This is a genomic window from Caballeronia temeraria, from assembly GCF_001544795.2.
GTDB classification, from domain to species: Bacteria; Pseudomonadota; Gammaproteobacteria; order Burkholderiales; family Burkholderiaceae; genus Caballeronia; species Caballeronia temeraria.
In genome coordinates this window covers 13,296-26,095 of record NZ_FCOI02000017.1, presented here as the reverse complement: position 1 = coordinate 26,095, position 12,800 = coordinate 13,296, and the positions used below count along the sequence as shown (strand labels likewise).

Here is a 12,800-nt window from a genome sequence, read left to right as displayed (position 1 = left end):
GCCTTCCCGCTGGCCTAGGATGGAGGTGACGTCGCCATTGCGTCCGAAGTGCTCCTCTCGTAACGTCAGCCCGTCGCTGGACGGCGGCCGTTCTTTTTTCATGCACGATCAGCACTAGAAACAGTTTTCGAACACAACCTGAGCCGTGCAAGCCGCGCCTCTGCATGCTTTTCGAGCAGCCGATCTCGGCGCTCGTGGCGATTTTCAGTGCGGCAAACGTCGCCAGTATTTTTTGGCCGAAAGCTCACCGCCCATCCCGTAAGTCTGCAAGGTGCGGACGCGGTATCGCTGCCTGGCAACCCGGACTCCTGTTTCGCAATCTCGGCGCGTCTTTGCCAAGCTCCATGGTTGCCACTTGCTGACGATTGCTCCGCGATTGATTGATGCGACTACTATCATGCGTACCGTTCAGATCCTGCTTCAAACAACTATCCCGCCGAATGCCGACGACTGGTCGATTGCGCGGTTCAGCCGCTTGGCGGAACTACTGAGGGCCTATCGGGGTCCTCAAGGACACGTGGCCTTCGACGTCGTTGCGCGGGACCGTGAGCCGCTCGGACGGCCAGACTCAACCCTCTCCCGGCTCGATGAAACCGACTTCGACGAGTTGTGGCTGTTCGGCGTCGACGAAGGGGATGGACTGACCGCCGAGGACTGCGCAGGCATCACGCGATTCCGGCAGTCGGGTCGCGGCCTGATGGTCACGAGGGATCACATGGATGTGGGCAGTTCGGTTTGGAGTTTGGACGGAGTGGGGAAGGCGCATCATTTTCATACGCGCAATGTGGATCCCGACCCGTCCCGGTGCGTGTGTGACGACCCGTTCACGCCACACATCTCTTGGCCCAATTTTCACTCCGGCGCAAACGGAGACGCTCAGGAAATCGCGATTGTCGAACCCGCGCATCCGGTACTGGCGGATCATGACTCTTCGACCGGCGCAATCCGGTTCCTGCCGGCACATCCCCATGAGGGTGACGTTGCCGCGCCTGGCGGTGAATATGCTCGAGTGATCGCACAAGGCAGAAGCAAGGCAACAGGGAGGCGTTTCAACCTTGCAGTCGCGTTCGAACCGTCGATCCGAGGAGGGCCTGCAATCGCTCAAAGCACCTTTCACCATTTTGCTGACTACAACTGGGACGCGCGACTTGGTGCTCCCAGCTTCGTTGACGAGCCTCCGGGAAACGGGATGCAGACTGAGCAGCAGGCCCTGCAGAACACTCAGGTCTATTGCGTTAACGTCGCGCTGTGGCTAGCGCGAGTGATGTGACAGATCGTACTCAGAATCGCCTGTTTCGCGCGTTGGAATGCGTCAAGCCCGACACCACGGCGTGACGAAGCTGCGGCTTGTTGCGCGCCTGCCTGGCGCAGGGCACCACCTAACGAGTAACTTGGGCACGCGATGGACGTACTTCAGCACCTGGCGGCGGGTTCAGTGATGGGACGCGCCGCGCCGGCGACGCCCGGGTCGCTGGCACGTTAGACAGTCCTGAACTTTCAGGTGGGTAGACATTCGAATACGCGTGGTGGCGGGATCGATGGCCATCTATCCCAATGGTTGCGTAGGCCAGCGGATGCTGACTCATGTTAGTCTCCGAAGACGAAAGGGAGACTTTCATGCACCGAACGATCGCGTACCGCGGCTTCGACATTCACATCGAACTGACTTCGGCTGCTGACGACAACACCTTCGACGTGACCTTTCAGATAAAAGGCGCCACAAACCTCAAGGTGCTCGGGGCGCGGGGAGGCCGCATCCCGTTGCGCAACGGACCGTTTACCGAGCGATGGGGGTATCTGGTGGGCGAAATCGCCGGCCAAGCCGCAATCCGACCTGTTACTCGGTCCTGTCGACTGATTGCATGTTTCTTTCCCGACCCAATACACTCAGTAATTGCCTGGGACGGCTCCCAACGGGGTTCGGCGGTACGGCTAGGTGACGATCAGCCGCGAACGGCATTGAACGTCGATCAGCGATTTCTGCCGCCAGGTCGAACAAGGGCAGGCTTTGCTCGGCCGATCGTGGACGTTTGATCCGGGAAGTGGCGTGGCGCTGCCACCGAAGCATGTCAGGGTACCGGCGCGACGGCATTCGCCGCGCATGTCGTCGGGATGTCGCAGGGAATCGTCACGCGGACCGCGAAGGCTTCGAGCGGCGTTGTGCGTGATTAAGGCTTGTGTCCTGCGGAAACCGCAATGCCTTCGTCGGGGGCGCGTCGTGGCGAGCCCGTCCCTGACCCAAAACGCATACCCGTGGAACTCCCGATATAGAAGCGCGCAGCCGCTGGCTAAGATGCCTGGCTAATCATCGCTTACACCGCACCGCGTACATGAAGGACGAACGCCTCGTCGAAATGAGGATTTTCAAGGCCGTCGCGGAAACCGGCGGATTCACCGCCGCGGCGCTCATGCTCAACCTCCAGCAGCCGTACGTTAGCCGTGCGGTCTCGGCTCTCGAAAAGCGCCTTGGCGTCGCGCTGCTCAGGCGCTCGACGCGCAGCCTGCAGATCACGGAGGAAGGCAGCGAATATCTCGCGCTGTGCAAGCGCATTCTCGACGACATCGACACCGGCGAAGCGCAACTCGCGCGCGCGGGTCAGCACATGACCGGCAGTATCCGCGTGACGGTGGCGACTTCGTTTGGCATGGACCAGATCGTGCCGCTCATTCCGGGCTTTCTCGAGCGCTATCCCGGCCTGCGGGTGCGCCTGTCGCTGTCGGACACGCTCGCGGACGTCATCGGAGAAGGATTCGATGTCGCGATCCGCATGGGAAGCCTGCAGGACTCGAATCTGGTCAGCCGCAAACTGTGTCATCTGCAACGCGTCGTGACCGCGTCGCCTTCGTATATCGCACGGCACGGCGTGCCCTCGGTGCCGGCGGATCTCGTCAGCCACAATTGCCTGATGTGGGAGCCGCCGATGGATCATCTGAACCATTGGCCATTCGTGGTCAATGGCGAGCGCACGTCCATGCTCATCAACGGCAACTTTCAGACGAGCAGCGGCGTGAGTTCGGTGTATATGTGTCTGGCTGGCGTCGGCATTACGCGCATGGCCGAGCATATGGTGCTTCCCTCGATTCGCAGCAACATGCTCGTACCGCTTTTGACTGACTTCCAGCCGAAGGACGAAACCGCAATCTATGCGCTGTATCCGCGCGATTCGTCACTGCATCCGCGCGTGCGGGCGTTCATCGATCACGTGACGGAAAGGCTCAGGCGGCCGCCGTGGGCCGCCTGAGCGCTCGCTTCACTTGTCGTCGAGCGTCTTCGGCAGAAGCATGGTCATCGCCGCACCGAGCACGAGAAACGCGGAGATCACGTACATACCCACTTCGGCGTGACCGACCATCACATTGAGCATGCCGACGAGATAGGGCGAGACGAATCCGGCGATATTCCCGACGGAATTGATGAACGCGAGTGCCGCAGCGACCGATGCGCCGACGAAGAGGCTTGTCGGCAGCGCCCAGAAGAGCGCGACGCACGAGTAGACGCCCGCCGCCGCGACCGAGAGACATAGCGTCGTCATGATCGGGCCTGCCGAAAGCCACATGCTCGTCGCAAGACCCACCGCGCCGATCAGCATGAAGAGAGCGAAGTGCGCGCGGCGTCCGCCGGTGCGGTCGGCGCTGCGATTCGACACAAACAGCGCGATCGCCGCCACGACGTTCGGCACCGCCGAATATAGGCCGATGGACAACGGATCGGTCACGCCGCTGCGCTTGATGAGCGAGGGCATCCAGAAGCCGAGCGCGTAGAGTCCCATGATCAGGCAGAAGAAGATCGCGCAGAACCACCACAGCTTCCGGTTTGCGAGAAACGCGCGCACGCTCGGATGATCGATCTTGCCCGCGTTCTCCGCGCGGATCTCGGCCAGGACGTTCGAGCGCTCGTCATCGCTGATCCATCTCGAGTGCGCGGGATCGTCATCGAGAAAGGCAAGTACGACGAACGCGAGCACGACGGCCGGGATCGCTTCGATCAGAAAGAGCCATTGCCACGCCGCCATATGCGCGTTGCCGGAGAACGCATGCAGGATGTAGCCGGAGATCGGCCCGCCGACGACGAACGCGAGCGGCGCGCCCATCACGTAGATGGACATCGCGCGGCCGCGATAGCGGGCCGGAAACCAGAGCGTGAGCAGATACATGATCGCGGGTGCGAAACCGGCTTCGGCCGCGCCGAGCAGGAAGCGTGCGACGTAGAACTGCATCGGCGTCTGCACGAAGATCATCGCCGCCGAGATGACGCCCCATGTCAGCATGATGCGGGCAATCCACTTGCGCGCGCCGACACGGCGCATGACGAGATTGCTGGGGACCTCGAAGAAGAAGTAGCCCGCGAAGAATATGCCCGAGCCGAGTCCGTAGATCGCGTCATCGAAACGCAGTGCGTCGAGCATTTGCAGTTTCGCGAAGCCCACGTTGACGCGATCGAGATAAGCGACGAGATAACAGATGAGCAAAAGGGGCAACAGCCGCCAGTAGGCCCGGTAGTAAGTGCGGCTCATGTCCGTCTGTCTGACGGCTTCTTCGCCATATAACGCGTCCATGCGTGTCTCCAATATAGATATTCTTGAGCGCCTTCGCGGCATGCGCGGGTAAGTCGCGACATCGCGCATGCCGCCGCCGTACCTCGAAACACCGATGTATCAGTCGAGGTAATCGGGCTCCTGCTCGTTGATTTCGTAGAGCATGGTCTGGAAGTGCAACCAGCTGATGAACGAATTGCCCAGATGCCGATGCGAATACTCGGCGAATTCCGGATCGATCTCGATCGGGCGCGATTCGGTCGCGTCCATCAGCAACTGCATCTTGCAGCAATGATCGAGTGCGATGAAGGTCCACACGGCATCGTCGATACTGTGACGGCTCGCGGTCAGCAGACCGTGATTCTGATGAATGATGGCCTTGTGATCGTTGAAGGCGCGCGCGATCGGATTGCCCGATTCATTGGCGACCGGGACCTTGCCCGCGCCATCGCGCACGACGGTGTGGCTGCCGTAGAACATGCACGCGTCCTGCGTCACGTAATCGAGCGGCTTGCCCATCGCGGCCCAGGCGTCGCCGTTCACGGTATGAGCATGGCACGAGCCGATGATGTCGGGATTTTCGGCGTGAATCGCCGAGTGCAGCACATAACCCGCGCGATTCACGGCGTACTTGCCTTCGATCACGGTGCCGGAATGATCGACGAGCACCAGTTGCGATGTCTTCGTGCGGGACCACGGCACGCACATCGGATTGGTCCAGAAGAGTTCCGGATGCTCGGGATCGCGCACGGTCAGATGGCCTCCGAAGCCAAAGCTGAAGCCGTGCCGGGCGAAGATCCGGCATGCCGCCGCGAGATGCTCCTTGCGATAGCGGCGTTCCTCGGCCGAGCTCGAAAATGTCGGTTCTTGCGGAAAAATCAGATCGTCCTGTGTCGGGCTGTAGATCGAGTCCTTGGCGTCCATCAACATCGATGTATCTCCTCGTGAAGGTATGGAGTGCCAGTATAGAAGTGGACTTTCAGCGGATTCAGGGGTCGCCCGGAATAGGATTTATGCAGCCGTCAGGACTGCGCGATGCGTCTTCGGGCCGCCGCTTCAACGGCGTCTCTGACGATCGTGCGATTTCGCCCATCGGCGAATTTTGAGCGCTGTTGTCTGATGTGTCGCGCTTGGACGCAAGCGCTCGGTGAAAGACCGGCAAGGAGATTAGCCCCGCAGCGACGCGCCGGGCCAGAAATGGATATCCGCGACCGAGCGCGACGCGGGCCTTAATCGCGCCGCCTGAAGATCTCCTCGAGATCGACCTCTTCTTCGACGACATCGAGATTGAGCGAGCCTTCGATGTGGTCGAGATGATGAAGCATGAGTTCGACCGCGCGTTCGCCTTTACCATCCGCGATCGCGTCCACGACAGCGGCATGCTCGTCCGCCCGGCAACTCGCGCTGATCGGTGCGTCGTAGAGCAGGATCACCAGGCAGGTGAGCGTCGTCAGCTCACGCATGCTGCGCGTGAAGGCTGAATTGCCCGATAACGTCGCGACGAGGTTGTGGAATTCCCCGGAAAGCCGAATGACCGCGCGCTTGTCGGAGCGCTCGCGGGCATCCATCTCGAGGCGTAAGTGGTTGCGCAGTTGCGCGAGCTTGTCCGGCGTCGTCGCACGCGTGAGCCGACGTATGACGGCCGGTTCGATGACTCTGCGCGCCTCGAAGACATCGCGCGCCTGATCGACGGACGGCTTTGCGACGAACCAGCCTTTTTTCGGATAGACCTCGACGATCTGCTCGTAGGCGAGACGACTGAGGGCATCGCGCACGCGCGCGCGATTCACGCCGAAGATGCTTGCAAGCCGCTCTTCGGCGAGTTTCGTGCCGGGCAACAGGCGGTGTTCGAGCAGCGCGACGTAGATCTGCTCGTAGATGTCTTCGCTGGTATTGTCGCCCTCGCGCGTCTTGCGGGGTTTGCCTGTCTGCTTTTCGCCGACTGTTTTTAGCATGTGCTGCACTTCGAGTAATAGCGCATGTCGAGGTCGACATGCCGTTGAGTTGGTGTTCGCGAGCGCTGGTCGGTGTTACGCCATGAACGGGTGTTCCGCGATCCAGTGACGCGCAATGTCGAGACGCCGCGTAATCCATACGTCTTCGTGCTTCATTACGTGGTCGAGGAATCGCTCGAGCCCGGCCGCGCGCGCCGGATGACCGATCAGACGCATATGCAGTCCGACCGACATCATCTTCGGCTGCCTCGCGCCTTCGCGATACAACATGTCGAAAGTATCGCGCATGAATTCGAACCACTGACTGCCGGTGCCGACCGAACCCGCGTACTGTCCATCGTTCGTGGTGAGCGAGTAGGGTATCACCAAATGCGGACGGTTCTCGACGACCTTCCAGAACGGCAGTTCGTCGCCGTAATAGTCGGAATCGTAAAGGAAACCACCTTCTTCGGCGAGCAGGCGGCGCGTGTTTACCGACGGCGAATAACGGCAGTACCAGCCATAAGGGCGTTCGCCGATGGTGCGGGTCAGCGACTCGATGGCGCGGCGAATATGCTCGCGTTCGGTGGCTTCGTCCAGTTCGTAGTGCTTGATCCATCGCCAGCCGTGACTGCATACGTCATGGCGTGCCTGGCGGATCGCTTCGGCGGCTTGCGGATTACGCTCCAGCGCGAGCGCGCAGCCGTAGACGGTGAGCGGCAGGCCGCGCTCTTCGAAAAGCCGCATCAGGCGCCAGAAGCCGACGCGGCTGCCGTATTCGAACAGACCTTCTGCGGCGAGATCGCGGCCGCGCACGCCCGAGTTCAACCCGTGGGATTCCGTGAACCACGTCTCGGTCGCACTTTCGCCATCGGCAATGGAAGGCTCCGAGCCTTCCTCATAGTTCATCACGAAGTTGATCGCGATACGGGCGTTGCCCGGCCATCGCGGATTGGGCGGCGTCGCCCCATAGCCGATGAAGTCGCGCTCCAGTTCCATACGTCGCTCCCGTTCAGTTCAATGAGTCGTTAGAGCATCACGTCGCCGCCGTTGGGCGAGAGCGTCTGGCCGATGAAATATGCGCCGCCCGTCTCGGACGCGAGCAGCAGCGCGGTGGGCGCGATTTCGTCGCTTTCGCCGAAACGGCCGGCGGGAAGTTGCGCGAATTTCATTGCGCGCCAGGCATCCGTGAAGCTCGCCAGCATTGCGGTTTCGACGGGTCCCGGTGCGATCGCGTTGACGGTTACGCCGTGCGGCGCGCCTTCATACGACAGCGCGCGCGTGAACCCGACGACGCCCGCCTTCGATGCGCAGTAGTGCGCCATGTCGTGCGTGCCCTTGTAGGCAAGCTGCGATGCAATGTTGATGATGCGGCCATACTTGCGCGCGATCATGGCGGCGAAGAACTGCTTCGTCACAAGGAACGTGCCGCGCAGGTTCACGGCCATCATGCGGTCCCATTCGTCGATGGACAGGTCCACGAACGATGTCTCGCCGCTGATGCCGGCCGCGTTCACGAGGATATCGACGGCGCCGAGCTTTTCGCGGGCCCATGCGCCGAGGCGCGCGACGGACGCCGCATCCGTCACGTCGCATTCGGTCGTCGCGACACGCGTGCCGTTCGCGCCGAGTTCATCGGCGAGCGCCTGGGCGCCGGCTGCATCGCCGATATGCGAAATGCCGATGCTCGCCCCCTGTGCCGCGAAAAGCCGCACGATGGCACGGCCGATGCCGCTGTTGCCGCCCGTCACGAGCGCGGTACGGCCTTCCAACGAAAACGATTCCATGAACACTCCCTGTCAAGAGGAAACCGGCGCCGCGTCAGCGGGCGGCTGTTTCGGCAAGCCATTGCGCATACGCCCGAATGCCGGTCTCGATGTCGTGGCGCGGGCGAAAACCCAAATCGGTGGCTGCGGCCGAAATGTCGAACTGCTCCTGAAGTTCGTCGAGCGGATCGGGCCCGCGTTCGAGTTCGATATCGGCGTCGGGCATCACACGGCGCACGACCTCCGCGACTTCGCCGAGCGTGAGGCGGGTGCCGCCGGTGATGTTGTAGACGCGTCGGCGAAGCAAGGGCGCGTCGAGGGCCGCAAGCAGCGCGGCGGCGGCGTCATCGACATGGATGTACTGGCGATGAAAGTCCGCGCCGAACGGCACGCGCGTCGGCTGCCCGCGCATTGCGTCGGTGAGCATGCGGCGGATCATGCAGTCGGTGGTGCGATGCGGACCGTAAACCCACGACAGACGCAGACTCACGCCGTCCACGCCGTATTGCTTCGCGTAGGCGCTGACCAGTTGCTCGCCGCAGACCTTGCTCGCACCATAGAGGCTTCCCGGCGCCATCGGCACGTCCTCCTTCACTGGGCCGGGCGGCGTATCGCCGTAAGCGCTTGTCGACGAGCAATAGACGAAGCGCCGCGCGCCATGGATGCGTGCCAGTTCCAGCATGTTCGCAGTACCGCCGATGTTGACATCGAACATGGCGACAGGATCGTCGCGCGCAACCATCGGCCCGGAAAACGCGCCGCAATGAATGACGGCATCCAGCCCGTCGCGCGCGAGCGCATGCAGCCGATGTACGTTGCGCAAGTCGCCTTCCAGTACGGTCATCTGGCCGATGCGCAGTCCGCCCTCGCGATCCACTGGAATCACCGCGTCACCGCGTGCGTGCAGCAAGCGCGACACGGCGCGTCCGAGCAGACCGGCCGCGCCGGTCACCATGATCTTTTGCGGCTGGCTCATTGTCGTGCTCCCGCGACGTCGAGATGATGAACGGTTCTCGCCACTTCCTCGATCGGAAGCTCGGCCTGCAACAGCTTGCGCGTGTATTCCTCGACGGGCCGCTCGAACACGGTGTCGGCGGTGCCCGTCTCGATGATCTTTCCGTGCCGCATCACCGCGACATAGTGCGCGAGCGAGCGCACCGAGTTCAGGTCGTGCGTGATGAAAAGCGCGGACAGCCCCATCTCGCGCTGAAGATTGCGCACGAGGTCGATGATCTGTGCGCGCACGCGAATGTCGAGCGCGGTCGTGCACTCGTCGAAGACGACGAAATCGGGGTTCGCGGCGAGTGCGCGCGCAATGCCCACGCGCTTCTGCTCGCCGGCCGTGAGGTCGTGCGGATACGCGCTCGCGCGGCGCCGCGAAAGATTCACGAGATCGAGCAAATGCAGAATGCGCGCCTCCCGATCGGCGCGGCTCAGCTTGTCGCCGAGTGCGAACGGCTCGGCGATCAGATCGCGCACCTGCCAGCGCGGATTCAGCGACACATACGGTTCCTGAAACACCATCTGCATCCGTCGCCGCACGCTGCGAAACGCACCACGCGTCATGTCGAGCGTGCTCATGCCGTCGAAGCGCACGACGCCCGAGTCCGCGTCGAGCAGACGCAGAAGGCATTGCCCGGTCGTCGTCTTGCCCGAACCGCTTTCGCCGACGAGCGCGAGCGTCTCGCCCCGCCCGATGGAAAACGAGACGTCGTCGATCGCGCGCACCACGGCGTGATTGCGATCGGAAACGAAGGTCTTGACCAGATGCTCGACTTCCAGCAGTGGACGCGGCGTCTGCGCCGCCTCCTCTCCGGCGGCTTGCGCGCCGCGCGGCGCGGGACGCACTTTCGCGGCATCGAGCAATTCGCGGCTGTAAGAGCGGGACGGAGCTCGAATGAACGGGCCGACGTCCGCGAGTTCGATCAGTTGCCCGTCCTTCATGATGGCAACGCGGTCGCAGTAGTTGGCAACGATGCCAAGGTCGTGCGTCACCATCACGACGCTCAGACCCAGTTCGCGCGCCTTGCTCGCGAGCAGGTCGAGCACCTGCAACTGAATGGTCGCGTCGAGGCCGAGCGTCGCGTCGTCGGCGAGGAGAACCCTCGGCTGCGCGATCAGCGCCATCGCGATCACCACGCGCTGCGCCATGCCGCCCGAAAGTTCGTGAGGATACGCGTGGGCTCGCGCTTCCGGATTGACGATGCCCACTTGCCGGAACAGTTCGATGGCTTCGCGCCACGCCGCCTTCCGGCCGATGCGCCTGTGGACGCGCAGTACGCGCACGATCTGCGCACCGACCGTCTCGACGGGATCGAGCAGCATTTTCGCGTTCGTGCCGATCAGCGCGACATCGCCGCCGCGATATCCGCGCTTTTCACGCGCGGACATGTCCAGCACGGACTTGCCGTCGAGCACGATGCGGCCGCCAACGACGCGGCCGCCCTCCGGCAACAGGTCGATGATGGAACGGGCCAGCACCGACTTGCCCGCGCCGGTTTCGCCGACGATGCCGAGAATTTCGCCCTTGCGCAGCGCGAAGCTGACGCCGTCGAGCACGTGCCGAGACGGCGCGTCGTCGAAGGCGACGCAGAGGTCGTGTACTTCGAGCAATGAAGATGAGGGCGCGCTGCTCATGACTTGCCTCGCGTGACGGGATCGGAGAGACGCTTGACGGCATCGCCGAGAATCGCGAAGGTCAGCACCGAGACGATGATGGCGAGGCCCGGAAAGAGCGCTGCCCACCAGACGCCGAGAATCATCTGCTGCGCGCCATTGGCGACCATCAGGCCCCACTCGGGCGTCGGCATGCGTACGCCCGCGCCGACGAACGAGAGCCCCGCCGTCAGCAGAATGGCCATGCCGATGCTAATGGAGATCTGCACGATGGCGGGCGTGATGGCGTTGGGCAAGATGTGACGGAACATGATGGCTGTGTCGGTGGCGCCGCTGCACACCGCCGCGCTGATGAACGGCCGGTCGCGCAACGACAGCACTTCCGCCCGAATCAGGCGCGCGAACATCGGGATGAAGAGGACGGCCAGCACGATCGCCACGTTCCAGATTTCCTGACCCATGACGGATACGAGCGCCATGCCGATGACGAAAACCGGAAACGACTGGATGAAGTCGAACACTCGCATCACGAGCGTGCTCAGCAGGTTCCGGTAGTAGCCGATAAAAAGCCCGATCGGCACGCCGATCGCGAAGGCGATGGCCACAGCCGTTACGCTGATGAGCAAGTTGATGCGGGTCGCGTAGATCACGCGCGAAAGAATGTCCATGCCCGAAACGTCCGTGCCGAACCAGTAATGCCACGACGGCGGCTTCAGGATGTTGGATGGATCGGCGTCGATCGGCGAGTGCGGCGCGATGACGGGCGCGAAGACGATCAGCACGATCTGCAGCGCGAGCAGCGCGAGTCCGACGATGAGCGTTGCATTCGCGCGGCCCCGCAGGGAAAAGAGCGGTTTCATATTTCGATCCTCGGGTCGGCGAGGCCGTAGAGCACGTCCACGGCGGTATAGACGAGCAGGATGAATGCGGCGGCCACGAGCACGAAGCCCTGTAGCGCGGGATAGTCGCTGTTCATCACCGCCTGGACCGCGTACTGGCCGAGCCCGCCCCACGCGAAGATCGTCTCCACCAGTACCGCCGCGCCCAGCAGGAAGCCGAACAGAAAGCCGATCATCGTGATGATCGGAGGCAGGCTGTTGCGCAGCGCACTCAGCACAAGCGTGCGTTCGGATAGACCGGATGCGCGTCCGTGACGGATGAATTCGCTCTTGTAAAGGCCCTCGAACGTGGCGCGCGTCAGCTTCATCAGGCCGCCCATGTTGACGATGGTGAGCGTGAGCACCGGCAGCCAAAGATGCGATACCGACGAGCGCCATGCTTCCCAGTCGCCGGCGATGACGGCGTCGATGGTGTAGAAGCCCGTGACCGTCGGCGGCGGCGTGACGAACGAATCGACTCGTCCGAACGGTGCGGGCGCAATGCCGGCGAGATGAAACAGCGTGTAGATCAGCAGCAGGCCGACCCAGAAATCGGGGATGGCGCCCGCAGCGAGCCCATACACGCGGCTCGCCCGATCGACGATGCCCCCGGGACGCACCGCCGATGTCACCGCGATGCCGACGCCCAGCACCACGGTCAGGATCATCGAATACACGATGAGTTCGAGCGTCGCGGGCACGCGTTGCAGCAGGTCGACCGTCACGGGGTTCGACGTGAACATCGAGGTGCCGAGATCGCCGTGCATCAGCGCAGACACATAGCCGCCGAACTGCGACCAGACGCTGCCGTTCAGATGCAGCCGCTCGCGCAACGAGGCGATGGCTTCGGGCGTCGCCATGTTGCCGAGCATCAGCAGGGCGGGATCGCCGGGCAACAGTCGAATCAGCAGAAACGTCGCGAACATCACGCCGAACATCTGCGGAACGAGAATGCCGATCCGCGCGATGACGATGCGTAGCGGGCGCGGAACGGATCGCCATGCAATGAAGAGAGACATCGCGCTGGTCCTCGAAAAGGGATGAACCGCGCGCGCCCGAGGAGGCCGGTGC

12 protein-coding genes are annotated in these 12,800 nt (G+C 62.7%); 3 read left to right on the top strand and 9 right to left on the bottom strand.

The features are described 5' to 3' along the window. The first annotated feature begins 397 nt into the window (after positions 1-397). The 3 genes from AWB76_RS23050 to AWB76_RS23040 all read left to right on the top strand — a co-directional run bounded on the left by AWB76_RS23050 (position 398) and on the right by AWB76_RS23040 (position 3,242). Positions 398-1,270, top strand: a complete 873-nt coding sequence (locus AWB76_RS23050) for a hypothetical protein (RefSeq protein WP_061162462.1) — start codon at positions 398-400, stop codon at positions 1,268-1,270. Between the two features lie 347 nt (positions 1,271-1,617). Then, positions 1,618-2,034, top strand: a complete 417-nt coding sequence (locus AWB76_RS43065) for a hypothetical protein (protein ID WP_374729944.1) — start codon at positions 1,618-1,620, stop codon at positions 2,032-2,034. A gap of 296 nt (positions 2,035-2,330) precedes the next feature. Further along, a complete protein-coding gene (locus AWB76_RS23040) occupies positions 2,331-3,242 on the top strand; it encodes a LysR family transcriptional regulator (RefSeq protein WP_061162461.1) in 912 nt (303 codons plus the stop codon). 9 nt (positions 3,243-3,251) lie between these two features. Here the strand turns inward: AWB76_RS23040 and AWB76_RS23035 are convergent, their stop codons facing one another. The 9 genes from AWB76_RS23035 to AWB76_RS22995 all read right to left on the bottom strand — a co-directional run bounded on the left by AWB76_RS23035 (position 3,252) and on the right by AWB76_RS22995 (position 12,748). Beyond that, positions 3,252-4,556, bottom strand: a complete 1,305-nt coding sequence (locus AWB76_RS23035) for an MFS transporter (protein WP_061162460.1) — start codon at positions 4,554-4,556, stop codon at positions 3,252-3,254. A 99-nt stretch (positions 4,557-4,655) separates the two neighbouring features. Next, positions 4,656-5,465 carry a class II aldolase/adducin family protein gene (locus AWB76_RS23030; RefSeq protein ID WP_061162459.1) on the bottom strand — a complete coding sequence of 270 codons (810 nt, stop codon included), beginning with the start codon at positions 5,463-5,465 and terminating at the stop codon, positions 4,656-4,658. Between the two features lie 299 nt (positions 5,466-5,764). Continuing rightward, positions 5,765-6,490 (bottom strand): GntR family transcriptional regulator, encoded by a 726-nt coding sequence (locus AWB76_RS23025; protein WP_082864499.1) that lies wholly within the window; start codon positions 6,488-6,490, stop codon positions 5,765-5,767. A 75-nt stretch (positions 6,491-6,565) separates the two neighbouring features. Then, entirely contained in the window at positions 6,566-7,468 is a 903-nt protein-coding gene (locus AWB76_RS23020; RefSeq protein WP_061162458.1) for an allantoinase PuuE, read from the bottom strand. 29 nt (positions 7,469-7,497) lie between these two features. Further along, on the bottom strand, positions 7,498-8,256 hold the full coding sequence (locus AWB76_RS23015; RefSeq protein ID WP_061162457.1) for an SDR family NAD(P)-dependent oxidoreductase: 759 nt from the start codon (positions 8,254-8,256) through the stop codon (positions 7,498-7,500). A 34-nt stretch (positions 8,257-8,290) separates the two neighbouring features. Next, on the bottom strand, positions 8,291-9,211 hold the full coding sequence (locus tag AWB76_RS23010; RefSeq protein ID WP_061162456.1) for an NAD-dependent epimerase/dehydratase family protein: 921 nt from the start codon (positions 9,209-9,211) through the stop codon (positions 8,291-8,293). Then, complete coding sequence (locus tag AWB76_RS23005; protein WP_061162455.1) at positions 9,208-10,872, bottom strand: ATP-binding cassette domain-containing protein; 1,665 nt, start codon at positions 10,870-10,872, stop codon at positions 9,208-9,210. The genes AWB76_RS23010 and AWB76_RS23005 overlap by 4 nt, the downstream gene beginning before the upstream one ends. Continuing rightward, complete coding sequence (locus AWB76_RS23000) at positions 10,869-11,711, bottom strand: ABC transporter permease (protein ID WP_061162454.1); 843 nt, start codon at positions 11,709-11,711, stop codon at positions 10,869-10,871. Before AWB76_RS23000 ends, AWB76_RS23005 begins: the two co-directional genes overlap by 4 nt. Further along, positions 11,708-12,748 carry an ABC transporter permease gene (locus AWB76_RS22995; RefSeq protein ID WP_061162453.1) on the bottom strand — a complete coding sequence of 347 codons (1,041 nt, stop codon included), beginning with the start codon at positions 12,746-12,748 and terminating at the stop codon, positions 11,708-11,710. Before AWB76_RS22995 ends, AWB76_RS23000 begins: the two co-directional genes overlap by 4 nt. Positions 12,749-12,800: the final 52 nt, after the last annotated feature.